Genomic DNA, 18,852 nt, shown 5'->3' with positions numbered 1-18,852 from the left:
GGTGTGATGGGATGAGGACCATGGCTGCCCCACGACGCACGGCGAGGACGGGTGATCCGGCAGTCGGGGCCGGTGGCCGGCGCCGCGCGAGCCACTCGATGGAGGCGGTCGTCTCCGAGGCCGTCGCCCTGCTCGACGAGGCGGGGGAGGGGGCGCTGACGTTCCGTGCGCTGGCCGCGCGGCTCGGGGGCGGCGTGGCCAGCATCTACTGGTACGTCGCGAACAAGGACGAGCTGCTCGACCGGGCGACCGACCACGTGGTCGCGGAGGTGCTCGCGGCCACCGCCGGGTGCACCGGGAGCGAGGACCCGGTCGACGACGTCCGCGCGATCGCCGTCGCGCTGTTCGACGCGATCGTGGTGCGGCCGTGGCTGGCGGCGTACTTCATGCGCGACACCGGCCTCCAGCCCAACGCGCTGCTGCTCTACGAACGCCTGGGCGAGCAGGTGCTGCGGCTGGGCCTCGGCCCGCGGGACAGCTTCCACGCGGTGTCGGCGGTGGTCGGCTTCGTCGTCGGCATCGCCGCCGACCTCGGCCAGCAGCCGCCGCAGGAGGTGCTCGAGGGCACCACCAGCCGGGAGGACCACCTCGCGCGGCACGCAGACGCCTGGCGCGAGCTCGACCCGGAGACCTACCCGTTCCTCCACCACGTCGTCGACGAGTTCGCGACCCACGACGACACCGAGCAGTTCCGGGCTGGGCTCGACCTGCTCCTCGCGGGCCTCCGCCTGCAGGCGGGTCGCTGACCGACGCCCGGCGCGGCCGTCGCCCGGCGGGGGGTCAGAGGCGCAGTGCCGTGCGGACGAGGTCGGCCACGGCGCGGGAGCGGCTGTGCGGGGGCCAGGCGACGACGGTCGTGATGGCCGGCGCGCTCGGGACGGGGACGGCGACGACCCCGTCGCGCAGCTGGGCCCGGCAGGAGTCCGGCGCGAGGAAGTGGGTCCGGCCCAGCGAGATGAGCTGCAGCAGCTGGGTGTGGTCGTGCACCTCGGGACCGGGGCCGTCCGGGTAGCGCCCGTCCGGGCCCGGCCAGCGGGGCGCCGGGAGGTCCGGCACGTCGACCAGGTCGTCGACGTGCAGCTCGGCGCGTCCGGTGAGCGGGTGGCCGGCGGGCAGCACGGCGACCTGGCCCTCGGTCACCAGCTCCTCGGAGTCGAGCCCCACCAGGTCGTCGTACGGCGCGTGCAGGATGGCCACGTCGGCCCGGCCGGTCCGCAGCAGCCGCTGCTGCTGGCCGGGGCCGCACAGCGCCACCTCGACGCGTACGGCGCCGGGCTCCGCGGCGTACGCGTCGAGCAGCTTGGCGAGCAGCTCGCTCGAGGCGCCGGCCTTGCAGGCGAGCACGATGCCGGGCTGGTCCGCGGACGCGAGGGCGGCGCGGCGGGTCCGCTGCTCGGCGGCCTCCACCGCGTCGAGCGCGGCCCGTGCCTCGGCCAGGAGCACGGCGCCCGCCTCGGTCAGGGCTACCGACCGGCTGGTGCGGAGCAGCAGCGGGGCGCCGAGGCGCCGCTCGAGCCGGCTGATCGCGCGGGACAGCGGCGGCTGTGCCATGCCGAGGCGCGCGGCGGCGCGGCCGAAGTGCAGCTCCTCGGCGACCGCGACGAAGTAGCGCAGCTCCCGGGTCTCCACCGGGCTGAGCGTAGTCGCGCGCCCGTGGCATCGATACCGCTCGGGTATCGCCGGTGACCCGGACGGTGTTGGACCGCCCGCTCCACGCCGCGGACGATCGAGGACATGGCAGAGCACAGCGAAGACAGCAGGACCGCCCTGGTCACGGGCGCGAACAAGGGCATCGGCTACGAGATCGCGGCGGGCCTCGGCGCCCTCGGCTGGCAGGTCGGGGTAGGCGCCCGGGACGCCGGTCGACGCGAGCAGGCGGTGACGCGGCTGCGTGCGGCGGGCGTCGACGCGTTCGGGGTGCCCCTCGACGTCACCGACGACGACAGCGTCGCCTCGGCCGCCCGGCTGCTGGAGGAGCGGGCCGGCCGGCTCGACGCCCTGGTCAACAATGCCGGCATCACCGGGGGCCCCGCCCAGCAGCCGTCCACCGCCGACCTCGACGTCATCCGGACCGTCGTGGAGACCAACGTCATCGGCGTCGTCCGGGTCACCAACGCGATGCTCCCGCTGCTGCGGCGCTCCTCCGCCCCGCGGATCGTGAACATGTCCAGCGGCGTGGGCTCGCTCGAGCGGCAGTCGGGCCCGGGCGGGGAGCTCACCACCGGCCCGGTCGCGGTGGCGTACGCGCCGTCGAAGACGTTCCTCAACGCGGTGACGCTGCAGTACGTCAAGGAGCTCGGCGAGACCGGCATCAAGATCAACTGCGCGTGCCCGGGCTTCGTCGCCACCGACCTCAACGGGTTCCGCGGCGTCCGGACCCCGCAGGAGGGCGCCCGGACGGCGATCCGCCTGGCCACGCTCCCGGACGACGGACCTACCGGTGGCTTCTTCGAGGACGCCGGCGTCGTGCCGTGGTGACCGGACGGCCGGGGCGCTGAGCCACGCTGCCGATGCCGGCCCCGGGCACGCCGGTCGACATCAGCCGGGCGCCGCCGTCCGCGATCCACCTGCACGAGCAGGGCCTGCTCAGCCGGCCGAGGTGTTGCTGCGGGTCCGTCGCCGCGTCCGGGCCGAGCGTGGTGGTGCTGAGCGCATGTGCTCACGCGCGGGCTCGAGCACGGCGAAGAGGTCCTCGACCTGCCGGCGCGACAAGGGCTGCAGCAGGAGGTCCTTGATGACCTCGACGTGTCCCGGCAGCACCTGCGCGACGCGCTCGCGTCCGGTGTCGGTGATCGTGACGGTCACCCCGCGCTCGTCGTCGGCGGCAGGGGCGCGCGTGACCAGGCCGGCCTTCTCGAGCAGCCCGGCCTGGTAGGTCATCCCGCTGCGGCTGTAGACGACGCCGTCCGCGAGGTCGGTCATCCGCTCGCTGCCGGTCGCCGAGTCCAGCCCGAGCCGCGCCAGCAGCTGGAACTGGACGTAGCTGAGGTCGCCCTCCTCGCGCAGCTGCTGCTCCACGGCGTGCCGCAGGAGCCCTGCCACCTCGATCAGGGCGAAGTACGCCCCCAGCTCCACCCGGTCGAGGGGCGGGGGCGCACTGGTCGTGCCGTCAGTCGTCATGGCGAACACGCTACTTCACCTTCGAACCACTTGTTTCGAATTCGAAGCGCTGCTACGGTCGCCCTGTACTTCAGATTCGAAGCAACCATCCACAGAGGGAGACCAGTCATGAAGGCGATCGTGTTCCACCAGTACGGCGACCCGGGCGTCCTGCAGTACGAGGACGTCCAGACGCCGACCCCCGGACCCGGCCAGGTCCGCGTGCGGGTCGCTGCGACGACGTTCAACGGCGTCGACGGCAACATCCGCGCCGGCCTGATGCAGGGGCCGATGCCCCTCGAGCTGCCGCACGTGCTCGGCCTGGACGTCGCCGGGACCGTCGACGTCGTCGGCGACGGTGTCGACGGCCTCGCGGTCGGCGACCGGGTCGTGGGCTTCCTGCCGTTCGTCGCCGACGGTGCCGCGGCCGAGCACGTCGTCGTCTCCGCCGAGGCGCTGGCTCCCGCGCCGACCAGCATCCCGCTCACCGACGCCGCCGCCCTGCCGGTCGTGGGGCTCACCGCGTGGCAGGCGCTGTTCGACCACGCCGGCCTGGCCGCGGGCCAGCGGGTCCTCGTGAACGGTGCCAGCGGTGCCGTCGGCGGGTACGCCGTCCAGCTGGCCAGCGCTGCCGGGGCCCACGTGATCGCGACCGGGAGCCCCCGCAGTCGGGACCGGCTCACGGCGCAGGGGGCCGCGGAGGTCGTCGACCACACCGCCACCTCCGTCGCCGATGCCCTCGAGGAGCCGGTCGACGTGCTGCTCAACCTCGCCCCCGTCGACCCGGACGTGCTCACCTCGTTCACCGGGCTCGTCCGCGACGGTGGCGTCGTGGTCAACACCACCGTCTGGATGCCCGCGCCCAGCGACGAGCAGCGCGGTGTGCGCGGCATCGACCTCTACGTCCGCAGCGACGCCGCGCAGCTCGCCGAGCTCGTCGCGCGCGTCGACCGCGGCGAGCTGGCGATCGACATCGCCGAGCGCGTCCCGCTCGCCGACCTGGGCTCGGTCCACGCCCGGGCCGCGACGGGCGCCCTCAGCGGCAAGGTCGTCGTCCTCGCCCCCGGAGCCTGACCCGGCCGCACGACCCCGGTGACCCGCAAGCGACTCCGGGAGCGGCGATCAGCCGACCCCGTGGCGCGCGCCCGGGCCGACGTGCACGCCGGCCAGGAACTCGACCATGGCGTTGAGGTCCCAGCCGGTCCCCGACGGGTACTGGATGCGCACGACGCCCTCGGGGTCCCCGGGTCGTGACCGGGTCGCGACCGTCGTGTGGCCGGCGTCGTCGGTGATCCAGAAGCGGCGTCCGTCGCGGTCGAGGACCCGGCCGTCCGGCGGGTTCGCGTCGAAGAGGATGACGAGCTTGCCGCGGAAGTCGTCGGGCTCCTCGGAGACCGACCCGTCGTCCGGCGCGATCGTCACGGCGGTCGGCTGCTGTGCCTGCACCGACCACCCCGCGGGCGCGAGGTCGAAGGTGTACGGCGCGGCCTCGAACGGCTCGGCCACCAGCTCCACGCCGACGGCGCGCGTGGTCGCGGGACGGGCGGGCCCGCCGTCGCCCTGGAGCACCGTGCCGGCGCCCACGGCGAGCACCGCTGCGGTCGTCGCGCCGCTCAGGGCGAGCCGGAGCCGGCGTCGTGACCGGGCCCGGGCGGCGGAGCGTGCGCGAGCCAGGTCGGCAGCGGGGTCGGCCGCGGGCCGTTCGCCGTCGGCGACGGTCAGCAATGCGCGCTTGAGGTCATCGGTGGACATCAGGACACCCCCAGGGGCAGGTCGAGGCCGGACAGGTGGGCGCGGAGGTGGGCCAGGGCGCGGGCGTTCTGGGACTTCACGGTGCCGGGGGAGCAGCCCAGCACCCGGGCCGTCTCGGCGACGTCCAGGTCGTGCCAGTGCCGCAGCACCACGACCGCGCGTTGCCGTGGGCCGAGCGAGGCCAGGGCGGCCAGCACCAGCTCGCGGAGCTCCGGGTCGCCCGACGGGGCCGCCTGCTCGTCGCCGAGGGAGTCGATCGGCTCGGACACGGTCCGCTCGCGCCGTCGGTGGGCGCGGCGGGTCTCGTCGACGAAGACGTGGGTGAGGCTGCGCCGGGCGTAGGCGAGCGGGCTGTCGGCCCGTCGTACGCGCGCCCACGCGAGGTACAGCCGGGTCAGCGTCGTCTGGACGACGTCCTCGGCGTACGCCTCGTCACCGGCGCACAGCAGCACCGCCGTCCGGACCAGGTCAGCGCGGTGGGCGCTCGTGAACGCCACGAACTCCGCGGCCCTCTCGTCGTCGCGCACATCGCCCCCTCTCGTCCCGTTGACGGGTGCGGCCCGCCGGGAGGTTGCATGCAACCGCACGGACCGCCGGCACCCGTCAACCAGGCGTGAGGACCAAGGTCGCGCTGGGTGCCTGGAGCATCGTCCTGCTCGTGTCGGCGTGCGCCGCCCCGACCGCCCCCACGGCCCGGGACGCCCCGCCGGCACCAGGGTGGGGCGTCGCCGGGTCCCCGGGCCCAGCGGTCGCCGGGACCGGTGCCCTCGACCTCACGCGTCGGTCGACGACCGACCCCGGGAGCACCTGGGTCGTCGTCAACAAGTCGCACCCGCTGCCTGCCGGCTTCCGGCCGGAGCTGGGCCTGGTGCGCGGCTACCAGGTCGCCCTGCCGGCAGTCGGCCCGCTCACCCGGCTGCTCGACGACGGCGACGCGCGCGGCCTGGGCTTCAAGATCGCCAGCGCGTTCCGCTCCTTCGGCTACCAGGAGCAGCTGTACGCCGGCATCGTCTCCAGGAGCGGTCGGGCCGCCGCCGACCGGGTGTCGGCCCGGCCCGGACACAGTGAGCACCAGACCGGGCTGGCGGTCGACCTGGTGACCCCGGCCGACCCCTCCTGCGACCTCGACCCGTGCTTCGCCGGCACCCCCGGCGGTCGCTGGTTGGCGCGCGCAGCGTGGCGCCACGGATTCGTCGTCCGGTACCAGCCGGGCACGGAGGCGATCACGGGCTACCGGGCCGAGCCGTGGCACCTGCGCTACGTCGGCCGCCCCGTGGTCGCTGAGCTGCACCGCACCGGCGTCGCCACCCTGGAAGAGCTCTTCGGGGTGCCCGGCGGCGGCTACCGCTGACCGCGCGGCCGACGCCGCGGAGCGCCGCTGCTCAGCCCCCGAGGGCGGCGAAGATCTGCTCGTACCGCGCCTGCGGGTCGAGGTTGAGGCCGGACTTGACGAGCCTCGCCCACTCGTCCGCCAGCACCTCCTGCGCACCGGACTCGATGGCGTCGAGTGCGGCACGGGCCAGGTCCGACGGTGCGATCTTCGGCGCCTGCACGCCCTTGGCCATGTCGGTGTCGACCAGTCCCATGTGCACGCCGACCACGTGGGTGCCCTGGGCGGCGAGCTCGAGCCGCGTGCTGTCGGTCAGCGCCCAGGCCGCGGCCTTCGACGCGGCGTACGCGCCGGCGGTCGGCGAGGTGAACCACGACAGTGCCGAGATGACGTTGAGGATCGCGCCGCCGCCGTTGGCGCCCAGGACGGGGGCGAAGGCACGGGTCATGCGCAGCGGGCCGTAGAAGTTCGTGTCCATCTCCCGGCGGATCTCGGCCTCGTCGCCCGCGACGAGCGGCGTCCCGGTGGAGATGCCGGCGTTGTTGATGAGCACCTGGACGTCACCCGCCGCGGCGGCGGCCGCCGCGACCTGGCCCGCGTCCGTGATGTCCAGCTCGAGCGCGTCCACGCCCGTGGTGCGGATCGTCGCGGCGTCGCGTGCGGCGGCGTAGACCTTGGCCGCTCCGCGCTCCTTCAGCTGCTCGACGAGCTCGGCGCCGATGCCCCGGTTCGCCCCGGTGACGAGCACCACCGCATTCCTCAGGTCCATGACCCATCCATTCTGTAGCGATCGCTATTGATTGACTCGAGGACCGTAGCACATTCCATAGCGATCGATACGTTATGCTGTGCGGCATGGCTGGCCGACCGCGGAGCTTCGATCGCGACGCCGCTCTGCGCGCGGCTGTCGAGCAGTTCTGGCGCACGGGCTACGAGGAGACCTCCGTCGCGATGCTGACCTCGGCCATGGGGGTGACGCCGCCCAGCCTGTACGCGGCGTTCGGCGACAAGCGCCGCCTGTTCGAGGAGGCCTCGGCGGTCTACTTCGCGCGCACGTGCGAGGAGGTCGACCGGGCCGCCGGGCTTCCGACCGTGCACGAGGCCGTCGCCCGGATGCTGGACGACACCGCACGCGCCCACACGGACCCGGCCACGCCGGCGGGGTGCCTGATGCTGACCGAGCCGCGGCTCGAGGCGCAGCGCGAGGTCCTCCGCCGACGGCTCCAGGAGCGGCTCGACCAGGGCGTGCGGGACCGCGACCTCCCGGCCACGACGGACACCGGTCACCTCGCCTCGTTCCTCGTGGCCGTCATGCGTGGCATGTCCGGCTGCGCCCGCGACGGAGCCACCGCCGAGGACCTCCTGGGCATCGCCGGGACCGCGATGGCCGCCCTCCCCGCGCCGCCGCGCTAGCCGGCGCCCGGGACGGGAGGGCCCGCGCCGGACGTGCGGCGCGGACCCCGCGGCCTACGCCCCGGCCCGCGCCCTCCGGACCCGGTAGACGACCCGGTTGGTCGCCACGTTCCCGGCCGCGTCGGTGGCGGTGGCGGTGACGACCACGCGCGTGCCGCCCGCGGTCCTGGTCGCCCGGTGCCTCAGCCGGCAGGAGTCGAGGCCCGAGAGGCGGTCGGAGGCCCGGCAACGGGCCCGGGGCAGGTCTCCGCGGCGATACGTCGCGCCGTCGCGGACACCCGTGACGGCGACCTTCGGGCCGGTGCCGTCGATGTCGACGCCGCCCACCCGCACGGTGGCCCGCCCGCCGTCCGTGGCCGTGACCGTGCGGCTCACCCCCTGGTCGGCACCGTCGCCGCGGAGGGTGACCGGTGCGGGGCAGCGACCGGCGAGCGGCGCGCTCCCCGGGGCGCAGGTGAACGTCACGGTCACCGGGCCGGTCCACCACCCCGAGGCCGGCCGGGCCGACGAGAGCCGGGCGGCGATCCTCGGGTCGGTGACGACGACGGCGGCGGCGGAGCCGGTCGATCCGGTGAAGTCGCCGTCGCCGGCGTACGTCGCGGTCACGGTCGTCGTGCCGGCGGGCGCCGCACGGTCGAGGGTGGCCACCCCGCCGTCCAGCGCGGCGGTGCCGAGCGGGGCGCCGCCGGCGGTGAAGGTGACCGTGCCGGTGGGTGTCCCGGCGCCCGGGGCGACCGGGAGGACGGTCGCGCGCTGCCTGGTCGCGCCGGTGGTCACCGTGGTCGTCGTGGCCGCCCGGGTGACCGTGACCGTGCGCGTCGCGGAGCCCGGTGCGTACGACGCGGTGCCGGCCTGCCGTGCGGTGACCGTGCAGGTGCCCGGGTCGGTGAAGGTGACCGTCGTACCGGTCACCGTGCAGGTGCCGCCGGCGGCCAGCGTCACCGGGGCGCCCGAGGCGCCGCCCTGGGTCGTGACCGCCCAGGTCTGGCCGACGACCGGGGCGGCCGGCGGCTCGGAGGTGAAGGTCACCGTCTGCGGCTGCGGCGCCGGCGGGGTGGTCGGCGGGGTGGTCGGGGGAGTCGTCGGCGGGGTCGCGACGGTGCAGTCGATCGCGCCGCGGCGCAGCGAGTGCCCGTCGGTGTCGCCGTCGTCGGCCCACAGGACCTCCTTGCGGCCGTCCACGCAGCGCGACTGCGGGGCGATCGCGAAGCCCTCGTTGTTGAGGTTGGGCATCCCGACCGGCCGGTCGTGGGCGGAGTCGACGACGAAGCTGCCCGTGTCGTCGATCGCCAGCTGCGAGGTCCGGCCGTCGTGGGTGTCGTCGGTGACCGCCCACACGCGGCCGCGCTCGGGGTCGAAGGCGACGTCGGCGAGGTGCTCGAAGCCGCTGTCGATGGTGGCGACCTTGTGCGAGGTGGTGCCGTCGCTGTCGAGGGCGAACGCGATGAGGTCGCCGGTGTCCTCGACTGCGACGAACCACAGGCCGCTGCCGTGGGTGGGGTACGTCGCGGGGTCGTACGTCGCGCCGGTGCTCTGGTCCCGGAAGCCGTGGGCGGTCAGGTAGGAGTCCGGCACGAACGCGACGCCCTCGAGCCCGAGGTTGGCGCCGGCGGCCGGGATCTGACGGGTCAGGTCCCACTCGGCGGTGGCGCGGATGGTGGTGCCGGTCGCGGCCGGGTCGTAGCGCAGGATCGACATCCGGCTCACCCCGCTGGCGGCGTTGTTGCGCTCCGAGGCGAGGTAGACGAAGCCGTCGGGGCCGATGGCGATCCCCTCGGTGTCCGGGGCGCCGGTGCCGTCGACGTACACGGGGGTCTTCGGCCAGCCGGACGCCGGCACGAGCTCGGTGCCGCTGCGGGTGAGCTTGAACAGGGTGCCGAGCTTGTTCTGGGCCGCCCACAGCACGTCGGGGTCGGCGGGGTCGAAGGCGAGGCCGGAGAGGTCCTGGGCGAAGGTGCCCGCGAGGTCGGCCGTGGTGACCGTCTGGGCGCCCGGCCACGGGGTGGTGTCCAGGCCCGGGCAGGAGTTGACCGCCCCCTTCGTCGGGGCCTCGGCGTCCCGGAAGTCGCCCAGGCCGTCCTTGCAGCGCGCCCAGGTCCGGGTGGCGGGGGCGGTCCAGGCGTGCTGCTCGACGAGCGTGGTGCCGTCGGCGGCGTACAGGCGCACCGCGTCGGCGTCGTCGAGACCGAACCCGAGGGTGCTCTCCTCGAGCACCAGGTGGCCCTTGGCGGCGATGCTGGTCGAGGCCGGCAGGACGTAGGCGTGCGCCTCGTCGGCGTCCTTGACGACGTAGCCGGAGACGTCGACCGTCGCGGTCGAGATGTTCACCAGCTCGACCCAGTCGCCCGGCGTGCCGCCGGTGCTCTCGACCTCGTTGATGCGGACCGGGCTGCAGGCGTTGGGCAGGCCCCGGGTGGAGGCGGTGGTGTCGCGGAAGTCGCCGGTGCCGTCGGGGCAGCGGCCCCACGTGGTCGCGGCGTGCGCACCCCAGGTGGTGGTGTCGACCTGGGTGGTGCCGTCGGCGAGGAGCAGCGTGACGCTGTCACCGACGCCGAGCCCGAAACCGGGGCTCTGCGCGATCTCGGTGTAGACGGCGCGGTGGCCGCCCGCGGGGATGGTCGTGCCGGCGGGCACGACGACCGGGGTCGCGGCGTGGGCCGGGTCGCCGTCGAGGATCTTCCAGCCGGAGACGTCGACGGGGGAGGCGGAGCGGTTCTTCAGCTCGACCCAGTCGGCGACCTGGTCGCCGTTCGACTCGACCTCGTTGATCACCACGTCCGGCGGCCCGGCCGGGCCACCGCTGCAGGCGTTGGCCGCGCCGAGAGTGTCGGGCACCACGCCGAACGCGCCCGAGCCGTCGGGGCACCGGCCCCAGTTCGCGGCGTGCGTGTCGGCGGGGTACGTCGTGGAGTCGAGCAGGACCGCCCGGTTCGGCGGGTACAGCCGGACCGAGTCGCCCTTGCCCAGGCCGAAGGACGGGTCGACGTCGAAGGTCCGGTGGGCGTGCGCCTCGAGGACCGTGCCGGGCGGGACCGTGAAGACGTGGCTGTCGTCGTTGTCCTGGAGCACGTAGCCGGAGATGTCCACGGCCGCGTCGCCGACGTTCGTCAGCTCCACCAGGTCGCCGGGGTCGGACTGGACCTCGTTGACCTTGATGCTCTCCGCACCTGCCGGAGGGGCGCACCGGTTGGCCGCGCCCCGGGTCGCCGCGGCGGTGACCTCGAACGTCCCGGTGCCGCTCGGGCAGCGGCCCCAGCTCCTCCCGGCCGGCGGGTGCGAGGCGTAGGCGTGGGAGTCCACCGGCGTGGTCGGGTCGGTGTCGCTGAACAGCCGGACCGCGTCGCCTCCGCCCAGGCCGAACGCGAAGTCGACGCCCTCGCCGCTCAGGGTCAGGAGGGCGCCGGCGGCGATCGAGCTGCCGGCCGGGAACGTGTACGGGTTCTCCTCCTTGCTGTCCTTGAGGACCCAGCCCGAGAGGTCGACCGGGCCCGCCCCGGTGTTCACCAGCTCGACGAAGTCGGGGTTGTTCGAGGAGAGCTCGTCGATGCGCACCGCACTGTCGGGGGTGGTGCAGGCGTTCTCGGCGCCGGGAGTCGCGGGGACGACGACGAACGTGCCGCCGGTGACCGGGCAGCGGCTCCAGCTCGAGCCCGCGGCCGGGTGCGCGGCGTAGTCGTGGGCGTCGACCGGGCTCGCGAGGTCGCTGTCGCTGAAGAGCCGTACGGAGTCGCCGTTGCCCAGGCCGAAGGCGAAGTCGACCTTCTCGCCGCGCAGGAGCCGCGTCTCGCCGGCGGCGAGGGAGCTGCCGGCCGGGAACGTGTAGGAGTTGCTCTCGCTGTTGTCCTTGAGCACCCAGCCGGAGAGGTCGACCGCGCTGGCGCCGGTGTTGACCAGCTCGACGAAGTCGGGGTTGTTCGACGAGAGCTCGCTGATCCGCACGTCCGCGTCCGCGGCGTCCGCCGGGGCGGCCACCGTGACCAGGCCCGCGAGGGCGAACGTGACGGAGCCGAGCAGGGCGGTCGGACGGTGCCGGAATCTGGCCACGACGCTTCTTCCTCGAGTGCGCTGCCGAGCCAGCGACGGATGGGGGCGACCGGCAGCCTGGGGGAGGGTGGCGAAGCGGAGGTGAACGGCCCGCGGTGGGCCGCTGAACGTCAGGCTCCCGGTGGGCGCCGAGCGGACCGGCGGGCCGGGGCACGAGGTCAGCCGATCGCGTGGACCTCGCTCTCCCGGGCGCAGGCGGTGGGCCCGCCGAAGACGTGGGCGGCGCGGGCGGTGGCGGCCTCCGGTGTCAGCGTGGGGCCGACGTGGGTCACGAGGAGCCGGCCGGCGCCGGCGCGACGGGCCAGCGCTCCGGCGTCCTCCGGGGTGTGGTGGCCCTGCGGCGCGTCCGAGGTCCACCGGTCCGACTCCGCCTCGCACAGCAGGAGGTTCGCGAGGGAGCCCGGGCCGGCGTCGACCCACACCCGGGTGTCGCCGGCGGTCACGAGGTAGCCGGAGCAGGCCCGGTCGGGGAGGGGGTGCGGGGTGGCGGTCCCGAGCACGGTGAGCGTGAACACGGAACGAACCTGATGTATTGCTATGTGTCGCGCAGCATGGTTATCCAGTGTGGCGTCGTCCCGCGCATGGGACCGGCCGAAGAAGTGCGGCTCCGTCGGCGGGGGCACCGTCCGCCGGGGCCCGTCCGGCCGTACGGTCGACCCATGATCACCCCGCGGATGCTCGCGGACGAGCTCGGCGTCACCGACCGGACCATCCGGCGGTGGCTGCACGCCATGGGGTGGCAGATCACGCCGTACGCCTACTTCCGGCTCACCGAGGCGGAGGCCGAGAAGGTGCGGGCCTACGGGCGCGAGCGCCTCGCGCGGCGCGCGCGGGACTGAGCGGCCGCCACTCCCGCTGCGCGGGCGGCGGCGGAGTGCGTCAGCCGGCGAGGAGCAGGACGACGGTCTCGGCGACGCAGGCGGGCTTGGCCTCGCCCTCGATCTCGACGGTGTAGGCGATGACGGCCTGCTTGCCGGCGGGGATGTCGGTGACCTCGCCGAAGGCGACGTGCCCGCGGACCCGCTTGCCGACGAGCAGCGGGTTCGGGAAGCGGACCTTGTTCACGCCGTAGTTGAGCTTGGCGCCCGGGGTGTCGAGGGCGAAGACCTGGCTGCCCAGCCACGGCACCAGCGACAGGGTGAGGTAGCCGTGGGCGATGGTGCCGCCGAAGGGGCCGTCCTTCGCGCGCTCGACGTCGACGTGGATCCACTGGTGGTCGCCGGTGGCCTCGGCGAAGAGGTCGACGCGTGCCTGGTCGATCTCCACCCAGTCGGTCGAGCCGATGTCGGTACCGGCCGCCTCGGCGACCTCCTCGAAGCTGGAGAACGTGCGCATGGGGGCTCCTCGGGGACGCGTGCGGGAAGGCTGTGGGCGGGGGCTGCGGGGCTCGTGCGGGCTCGCACCAGGCGATGTGGAACTCGGTGACCGGGGTGCTTGGATGGTCGGCATGCAAGATAGTGCCCCCGTCACGCTGACCAGGGAACAGGTGCGCCGGGCGCCGAAGGTCCTCCTCCACGACCACCTCGACGGCGGGCTCCGCCCCCAGACCATCCTCGAGCTCGCCGCGGCGTGCGGCCACGAGCTGCCGGTCGCCGGCAACGCCGAGGAGCTCGGCCGCTGGTTCACCGAGGCGGCCGACTCGGGCTCCCTCGAGCGCTACCTCGAGACCTTCGACCACACCGTCGGCGTGATGCAGACCGCCGACGCGCTCACCCGCGTGGCCCGCGAGTGCGTGGAGGACCTGGCCGAGGACGGCGTGGTGTACGCCGAGATCCGCTACGCCCCCGAGCAGCACGTGCAGGAGGGCCTCAGCCTCGACGACGTGGTCGCCGCCGTGCAGCGGGGCTTCGACGAGGGCTGCTCGGCCGCGGGCGACCGGATCGTCGTCCGGCAGCTGCTCACCGCCATGCGACACCAGGCCCGCTCGATGGAGATCGCCGAGCTCGCGATCGCCTGGCGCGACCGCGGCGTGGCCGGCTTCGACATCGCCGGCGCGGAGGCGGGCTACCCGCCCACCCGCCACCTCGACGCCTTCGAGTACCTCCAGCGCGAGAACTCCCACTTCACCATCCACGCCGGCGAGGCGTTCGGGCTGCCGTCGATCTGGCAGGCCATCCAGTGGTGCGGCGCGGACCGGCTCGGGCACGGCGTCCGGATCATCGACGACATCACCGCGCACGAGGACGGCACCGTCGAGCTCGGCCGGCTGGCGGCGTACGTCCGGGACAAGCGGATCCCGCTCGAGATGTGCCCCGCCTCCAACATCCAGACCGGCGCCGCCGCGTCGATCGCCGAGCACCCGATCGGCCTGCTCAAGAGCCTGCGGTTCCGTGTCACCGTCAACACCGACAACCGGCTGATGAGCGGCACCTCGATGACCGACGAGATGTGGGCGTTGGTCGAGGCGTTCGGGTACGGCGTGCGCGACGTCGAGTGGTTCACGATCAACGCCATGAAGTCGGCGTTCCTGCCCTTCGACCAGCGCCTCGAGCTGATCTCCTCGGTGATCAAGCCCGCGTACGCCGCGCTGGCCGCCGAGCTGGGCGGCTGACCGACCCGGACGTCATGCGGAGGGAGCACCCGCTCCCACGCTCCGGATGACGTCCGCACGCGGGCCGGTTCCTGTCCACAGCGTCCCGCGGGGCGCCGGCGCCCCCAGGGCATCCGCGGAGCGATGGCCCGGGTCCGCCGCTCCGGGGAGCGTGCGTCCGTGCCCGCGACGACTCCCCACGACCTGCCCGTCCTCCTCGCCGCCCGGCGCCTCGCGGCCGACCAGGGCGGTGTGGTGTCGCGGCGGCAGCTCTACGCGCTGGGTGTCACCCGGTGGCAGGTGAGGGGACAGGTCGCCGGCGGCCGCTGGCGACTGGTGGGCGACCAGTCCGTGTGCCTGCACAACAGCACCCTCAGCGAGGCTGGCCACCACTGGGCGGCGGTGTTCCAGGGTGGGCCACGCGCGTGCCTGGACGGGGCGTCGGCCCTGGTGGCCGGCGGCCTGCAGCGGTACGTCGTGGACCGGGTCAGGGTGTCGGTCCCGCGCGGCGCGCGCGTGCGACGGAGCCCGCGGTACGACATCCGGCAGACCCGGCGGTGGAGCGCGACCGACGTCGTGCCGACCGGGGTGCCGCGGACCCGGCCCGCGACGGCGGCGGTCCGCGCGGCGCTGTGGGCCGCGACCGACCGCCAGGCGGCGTACCTGCTGACCCTGACCGTGCAGCAGGGCCTCGCCACCGCCGAGCAGGTGGGCGAGGAGGCGCTGCGCGTGCGGAGGGACCGGCGCCGTGCGCTGGTCCAGCAGGTGGTCGGTGAGCTGCTCGAGGGCGCCCGCACGTTGGACGAGGCGGCGATCGTGCGGGAGCTGGTGCGCCGGGGGCTCCCGGCGCCCGCGCGGCAGGTGGTGCGGCGCGGGCGCAACGGTCGGTACGTCCTGGACCTCTGCTGGCCCGAGCACCGGCTGGTCGTCGAGGTCGACGGCATCCAGCACGCCTGGGTGGACCACGTCGTCGGCGACGCGGTCCGGCAGAACGACCTGGTCCTGTCGGGCGACCGGGTGCTGCGGGTGCCGATGCTGGGGCTGCGGCTGCAGCCCGACACGTTCTACGGGCAGATCGAGCAGGCGCTCCTGCACCGGACGGGCCACGCCTCGGACGTCATGCGGGCCGAGCACCCGCTCCCACGCTCCGGATGACGTCCGGGACCACGGCGAACCACGGCCGGTCCCACCCGGCCACCCGCAGCCGCCCGGCCGCGAACGCCTCCCGGCGGACGACCACGACGTCTCCCCGGGCCGGGTCGTAGAGCCGCAGGCGGTCCGCCTCGACAGCCAGGACCAGCACCACGTGGCGCGGGAGGAGCCGGTTGCCGACGTAGAGCGCGCTGCGTCCCGGCGCCTCCTGCAGGGTCGACCAGCGGGCGCGCCGGACCCGGTGCCGCACACCGGTGACCAGCGCGAGCTCCCGGGCCACCGCCCACGGCGGCGTGCCGAGCGCACGCGGCCAGGGCAGCTGCGCGCGGCCGTCGCGGGACCGGTGGCCGGTCACCCGCCGGTGCAGCGCGAGCACCTCCGCCGGGAACGACGCGGCGGCTCTCGCGGCGTACTCCTCCTCGGCGAGCATCCGCGCGACCACCAGCACCGAGGCGCCGCAGGAGAGCGGGTCGGGCTGGCGCAGCGCGGCGCCCCAGGGGAGCAGGGTCACCCCCGAGTCATAGCAGCCGCCGGAAGCGGGCGCCGGGAGCCGTCGTCGGGACCCCGCGTCAGCGGGCCGCGTCGGCGGTCAGCCGCGCGACCTCGGCGCAGGCCTCGTCGGGCGTGACCGGCCGGCAGCCCTTCGCGACGGCGTCGGCGACGACCTCGCGCTGGGCGCGCATCAGGGCGATGCCCCGCCGGACGAGGACGAGCGGCGGCTTGCGGTGCTCCCGCAGGTCGCGCTGGAGGCGGAGCCAGAAGGTGCGCAGGGGCGACCGGCGGATGCAGTACGCCGCGGCGAGGATCCCCGCCTCACGCGCGGGCCGGACGACGTCGGGGGCGAAGATCCCCTCCGCGACGTAGTACGGGGCACCGTCCAGGTCGAGGGTCTGCCACCCGCAGCGGCCGTCGTGGGCGATGTCGTAGATCGGCACCTCGGCCTTCCCCTCGCGGCACAGCGTCTCCATCGCGGCGAGCGCGTCGTCGGGCAGCCAGGAGTCGGGGTGGTCCCAGTCGATGATGCCGGCGTTCGCGCCGTGCTCGATGCGGGGGAGCGTGGGGTCGCCACCGGACTTGTAGAAGTCGTCGAGGCGCAGCACCGGCAGGCCCATCCGCGCGGCGAGCCGGGACTTGCCCGACCCCGAGGGGCCGGCGAGGACGATTACCCGGGCGCGCACCGGGACATCCTGCCGTGTCCCGGCCCCCGGGGCTCAGTCGACCCGGACCTGGTCGCCCTCGACGTGGGCCTTGCCACGGCGCAGCCGGAGCACCTTGGAGTACGCCGCCACGAACTGGCGGTAGCCCCGGGCCGGGCCGTGGTAGCCCAGGAACCCCTTCGGCCCGTCGACCATGACGCCGGTGCTGACGTCGTACCGGCTCTGGTGCCACGGGCAGACCAGGCACCCGTCCGCGTCGACGTGGCCCTCGCTGAGGTCGGCGAGCTGGTGGCGGCACCGGCGCGAGACCGCGAACGGCTCCCCGGTGCGCGCGGTCGGGTCGGTGGTGTCCGTCGTGCGGCGCAGGCCGACCACCCACTGCCCGACCAGGCGGACCTTGCCGCCGGCCAGCTCGGAGAGGGGGACGCCGGGCTGCTTGTCGTCGCTCATGGGAGGGCCGGTACCCGCTCCGGGCCCTCCGTCTGCGACCGGGTCGCCGACGATGACGGCGACGGCAACAGCGGTCAGTAGCTGCCGGAGCCGGAGGACCCGCCGTCGCCGGCGGCACCGAGGAGCGCGCGGCTGCCGGAGACGCCGAGCCGGGAGGCACCGGCGGCCATCATCGTGCGCGCCTGCTCGAGGGTGCGCACGCCGCCGGAGGCCTTGACCTGCAGCTGCGGGACCGTCTGGGCCATCAGGCGCACGGCGTGCTCGGAGGCCCCGCCGGAGGGGTGGAAGCCGGTGGAGGTCTTGACGAAGTCCGCGCCGGCGGCGGCCGCGGCGCGGCACACGCCGACGATCTCGTCGTCGGACAGGGCGGCGGACTCGATGATCACCTTGAGCACCGTCGGCGCCGGCGCGGCCGCGCGGACCGCGGCGACGTCGGCCTCGACCGCGTCGTACCGGCCCTCCTTGGCGGCACCGATGTCGATGACCATGTCGATCTCGTCGGCGCCGTTCGCGACCGACTCCGCAGCCTCGGCGGCCTTGACCGTGGAGGTGTGCTTGCCGCTGGGGAACCCGCAGACGACGGCGACCTTCAGCCCGCTGCCCTCCGGCACGGCGACGGGCAGCATCGAGGGGGAGACGCACACGGAGTAGGTCCCGAGCTCGACGGCCTCGGCCACCAGCGCCTCGACGTCGGCGCGGGTGGCCTCCGGCTTCAGCAGGGTGTGGTCGATGGCCTGGGCGACCTGGGTGACGGAGGGTTCGCTCACCGGTTCAGCATAGGCTCGACGCCGCGCCCGGCCCGACGGTGGGCTGGGGCACGACCGGACCGAGAGCAGGAGGACGACGCGGTGGGCGAGCAGGGACCCGGCGAGGTCACGGAGAGCTTCCGACCCACCAGCGGACGGGTGAGCGGCGTCCTCGGCCTGCTCGCGGCGCTCGGCGCCGTCGTCCTCGGCGTGACCGAGAGGTACGACGCGGCGGTGGTCGTCGGCGCGGTCTTCTTCGGCGTCCTGGTCTGGGCGGCCACGCTCCGCCCGCGGGTGCTCGTCGCCCACGGCCGGCTGGTGCTGCGCAACATGCTCGAGACGGTCACGATCCCGCTCGCGGCGGTCGAGGAGCTCGGCGTGCGGCAGGTCCTCGCCGTGCGCGCGGGGGAGAAGCGGTACGTCTCGCCGGCCATCGGCCAGACCCTGCGCTCGACGCTCCAGACGCGGGCGAGCTCGACCCCCGGTGGCACCGACCCCGACCTGGGCACCCCCGGCCCGTCGTACGCCGACATCGTCGAGATGCGGATCCGTCAGCTCGTCGACGAGGACCGCACCGCCCGCGGCATCCGCCGCTCCTCCCCGGAGGTCACCGCGCTGGCCGCCGAGGTGCGCCGCACCCCGGCCTGGGCCGAGATCGTCCTCCTGGCGGTCACCTTCGTCGGGTTCCTGGTCACGCTGGTCCTCTGAGGAGGCCTGCTCGACTGGTCCGGAGGTCAGCGCATCGTCTCGCGGAAGGTGCGCAGCAGGGAGCCGACCACCTCGGTGTGGCTGTCGTCGCCGGTGGCAGGGTCGTCGCGTCCGCGGAGGAAGTCGGTGAAGCCGTCCTCGCGCTCCAGGTCGACGCCGCTGACGTCGCGGAACCCCATCGACCAGTCGGGGAAGGCCCGCTGCTCGATCCGGTCGCGCAACAGCACGATCACCCCGCGGTGGCGGGGGTCGCGCTCGATGTCGGCGAAGGTCTGCTCGACCTCCTCCTCCGGGCCCTCGAGCACCTGGATGATGTTGCCGTCGCGGTAGAGCAGCACGCCGCTGAGGCCGCGCTCGTGGTTGCGCGGCCGGCTGGTCTCGAGGAGGCGGACCAGGGCGTCGGCGTCGAGCAGCTCGGTGGCGGAGCTGACGTAGGTCAGGGAGAGCACGGCGTCCGGGTACCCAGTCGTC

General features: G+C 74.7%; 22 protein-coding genes. 9 read left to right on the top strand and 13 right to left on the bottom strand.

Annotated elements, in window-relative coordinates; all coding sequences use genetic code 11:
• Positions 1-20: 20 nt before the first annotated feature.
• Positions 21-746: a TetR/AcrR family transcriptional regulator gene (locus OSR43_RS16920; protein WP_302267885.1), complete on the top strand. Its 726-nt coding sequence runs from the start codon at positions 21-23 to the stop codon at positions 744-746.
• Between the two features lie 34 nt (positions 747-780).
• Here the strand turns inward: OSR43_RS16920 and OSR43_RS16915 are convergent, their stop codons facing one another.
• Positions 781-1,629 carry a LysR family transcriptional regulator gene (locus OSR43_RS16915; RefSeq protein ID WP_302267884.1) on the bottom strand — a complete coding sequence of 283 codons (849 nt, stop codon included), beginning with the start codon at positions 1,627-1,629 and terminating at the stop codon, positions 781-783.
• Between the two features lie 105 nt (positions 1,630-1,734).
• Between OSR43_RS16915 and OSR43_RS16910 the strand changes: the two genes are divergently transcribed.
• Complete coding sequence (locus OSR43_RS16910) at positions 1,735-2,478, top strand: SDR family oxidoreductase (protein WP_302267882.1); 744 nt, start codon at positions 1,735-1,737, stop codon at positions 2,476-2,478.
• Between the two features lie 108 nt (positions 2,479-2,586).
• Here the strand turns inward: OSR43_RS16910 and OSR43_RS16905 are convergent, their stop codons facing one another.
• Entirely contained in the window at positions 2,587-3,120 is a 534-nt protein-coding gene (locus OSR43_RS16905) for a MarR family winged helix-turn-helix transcriptional regulator (protein WP_302267880.1), read from the bottom strand.
• A 108-nt stretch (positions 3,121-3,228) separates the two neighbouring features.
• Between OSR43_RS16905 and OSR43_RS16900 the strand changes: the two genes are divergently transcribed.
• The gene (locus tag OSR43_RS16900) at positions 3,229-4,173 is read left to right on the top strand and encodes an NADP-dependent oxidoreductase (protein WP_302267878.1); all 945 of its coding nucleotides are present in this window, start codon (positions 3,229-3,231) and stop codon (positions 4,171-4,173) included.
• A 48-nt stretch (positions 4,174-4,221) separates the two neighbouring features.
• Here the strand turns inward: OSR43_RS16900 and OSR43_RS16895 are convergent, their stop codons facing one another.
• The gene (locus OSR43_RS16895; protein ID WP_302267877.1) at positions 4,222-4,851 is read right to left on the bottom strand and encodes a hypothetical protein; all 630 of its coding nucleotides are present in this window, start codon (positions 4,849-4,851) and stop codon (positions 4,222-4,224) included.
• Positions 4,851-5,378, bottom strand: coding sequence for a SigE family RNA polymerase sigma factor (locus OSR43_RS16890; RefSeq protein WP_302267876.1), 528 nt, complete (start codon positions 5,376-5,378; stop codon positions 4,851-4,853). The genes OSR43_RS16895 and OSR43_RS16890 overlap by 1 nt, the downstream gene beginning before the upstream one ends.
• Positions 5,379-5,464: 86 nt before the next feature.
• Between OSR43_RS16890 and OSR43_RS16885 the strand changes: the two genes are divergently transcribed.
• Entirely contained in the window at positions 5,465-6,202 is a 738-nt protein-coding gene (locus tag OSR43_RS16885; RefSeq protein WP_302267874.1) for a M15 family metallopeptidase, read from the top strand.
• A gap of 31 nt (positions 6,203-6,233) precedes the next feature.
• Here OSR43_RS16885 and OSR43_RS16880 read toward each other — a convergent pair whose 3' ends face one another.
• Complete coding sequence (locus OSR43_RS16880) at positions 6,234-6,950, bottom strand: SDR family oxidoreductase (RefSeq protein ID WP_302267872.1); 717 nt, start codon at positions 6,948-6,950, stop codon at positions 6,234-6,236.
• Between the two features lie 86 nt (positions 6,951-7,036).
• On the opposite strand from OSR43_RS16880, the gene OSR43_RS16875 reads away from it, so the two are divergent.
• The gene (locus OSR43_RS16875; protein ID WP_302267870.1) at positions 7,037-7,594 is read left to right on the top strand and encodes a TetR/AcrR family transcriptional regulator; all 558 of its coding nucleotides are present in this window, start codon (positions 7,037-7,039) and stop codon (positions 7,592-7,594) included.
• A 54-nt stretch (positions 7,595-7,648) separates the two neighbouring features.
• Here OSR43_RS16875 and OSR43_RS16870 read toward each other — a convergent pair whose 3' ends face one another.
• Entirely contained in the window at positions 7,649-11,638 is a 3,990-nt protein-coding gene (locus OSR43_RS16870) for a lamin tail domain-containing protein (RefSeq protein WP_302267868.1), read from the bottom strand.
• Positions 11,639-11,796: 158 nt separating this feature from the next.
• Positions 11,797-12,153, bottom strand: a complete 357-nt coding sequence (locus tag OSR43_RS16865; RefSeq protein WP_302267866.1) for a hypothetical protein — start codon at positions 12,151-12,153, stop codon at positions 11,797-11,799.
• Positions 12,154-12,297: 144 nt separating this feature from the next.
• Here OSR43_RS16865 and OSR43_RS16860 point away from each other — a divergent pair, with 144 nt between their 5' ends.
• Positions 12,298-12,477, top strand: coding sequence for a hypothetical protein (locus OSR43_RS16860; protein WP_302267864.1), 180 nt, complete (start codon positions 12,298-12,300; stop codon positions 12,475-12,477).
• Positions 12,478-12,517: 40 nt separating this feature from the next.
• On the opposite strand, the gene OSR43_RS16855 is transcribed toward OSR43_RS16860, so the two are convergent.
• Positions 12,518-12,973, bottom strand: coding sequence for a MaoC family dehydratase (locus OSR43_RS16855; protein ID WP_302267863.1), 456 nt, complete (start codon positions 12,971-12,973; stop codon positions 12,518-12,520).
• Positions 12,974-13,085: 112 nt separating this feature from the next.
• On the opposite strand from OSR43_RS16855, the gene OSR43_RS16850 reads away from it, so the two are divergent.
• Both OSR43_RS16850 and OSR43_RS16845 read left to right on the top strand, forming a co-directional pair.
• Entirely contained in the window at positions 13,086-14,189 is a 1,104-nt protein-coding gene (locus OSR43_RS16850; protein ID WP_302267862.1) for an adenosine deaminase, read from the top strand.
• A gap of 159 nt (positions 14,190-14,348) precedes the next feature.
• Positions 14,349-15,323 (top strand): DUF559 domain-containing protein, encoded by a 975-nt coding sequence (locus OSR43_RS16845; protein WP_302267861.1) that lies wholly within the window; start codon positions 14,349-14,351, stop codon positions 15,321-15,323.
• On the opposite strand, the gene OSR43_RS16840 is transcribed toward OSR43_RS16845, so the two are convergent.
• From OSR43_RS16840 to deoC, 4 genes are all read right to left on the bottom strand, one after another.
• Positions 15,286-15,831 carry a hypothetical protein gene (locus OSR43_RS16840; protein ID WP_302267860.1) on the bottom strand — a complete coding sequence of 182 codons (546 nt, stop codon included), beginning with the start codon at positions 15,829-15,831 and terminating at the stop codon, positions 15,286-15,288. The two genes, OSR43_RS16845 and OSR43_RS16840, sit on opposite strands and share 38 nt — an antisense overlap.
• Positions 15,832-15,889: 58 nt before the next feature.
• Positions 15,890-16,498, bottom strand: a complete 609-nt coding sequence (locus tag OSR43_RS16835) for an ATP-binding protein (protein WP_302267859.1) — start codon at positions 16,496-16,498, stop codon at positions 15,890-15,892.
• Positions 16,499-16,531: 33 nt separating this feature from the next.
• Positions 16,532-16,927: a Rieske (2Fe-2S) protein gene (locus OSR43_RS16830; protein WP_302267858.1), complete on the bottom strand. Its 396-nt coding sequence runs from the start codon at positions 16,925-16,927 to the stop codon at positions 16,532-16,534.
• Between the two features lie 74 nt (positions 16,928-17,001).
• On the bottom strand, positions 17,002-17,694 hold the full coding sequence (gene deoC / locus OSR43_RS16825; RefSeq protein ID WP_302267857.1) for a deoxyribose-phosphate aldolase: 693 nt from the start codon (positions 17,692-17,694) through the stop codon (positions 17,002-17,004).
• Positions 17,695-17,775: 81 nt separating this feature from the next.
• On the opposite strand from deoC, the gene OSR43_RS16820 reads away from it, so the two are divergent.
• Positions 17,776-18,381: a hypothetical protein gene (locus tag OSR43_RS16820; protein ID WP_302267856.1), complete on the top strand. Its 606-nt coding sequence runs from the start codon at positions 17,776-17,778 to the stop codon at positions 18,379-18,381.
• A 26-nt stretch (positions 18,382-18,407) separates the two neighbouring features.
• Here OSR43_RS16820 and OSR43_RS16815 read toward each other — a convergent pair whose 3' ends face one another.
• A complete protein-coding gene (locus tag OSR43_RS16815) occupies positions 18,408-18,830 on the bottom strand; it encodes a BLUF domain-containing protein (RefSeq protein WP_302267855.1) in 423 nt (140 codons plus the stop codon).
• Between the last annotated feature and the right edge of the window lie 22 nt (positions 18,831-18,852).

The organism is Nocardioides sp. Arc9.136 (genome assembly GCF_030506255.1).
Classification (GTDB): Bacteria; Actinomycetota; Actinomycetes; order Propionibacteriales; family Nocardioidaceae; genus Nocardioides.
Note: the sequence above shows the minus strand (reverse complement) of the source record. Positions and strands in the feature narration are given on the sequence as shown.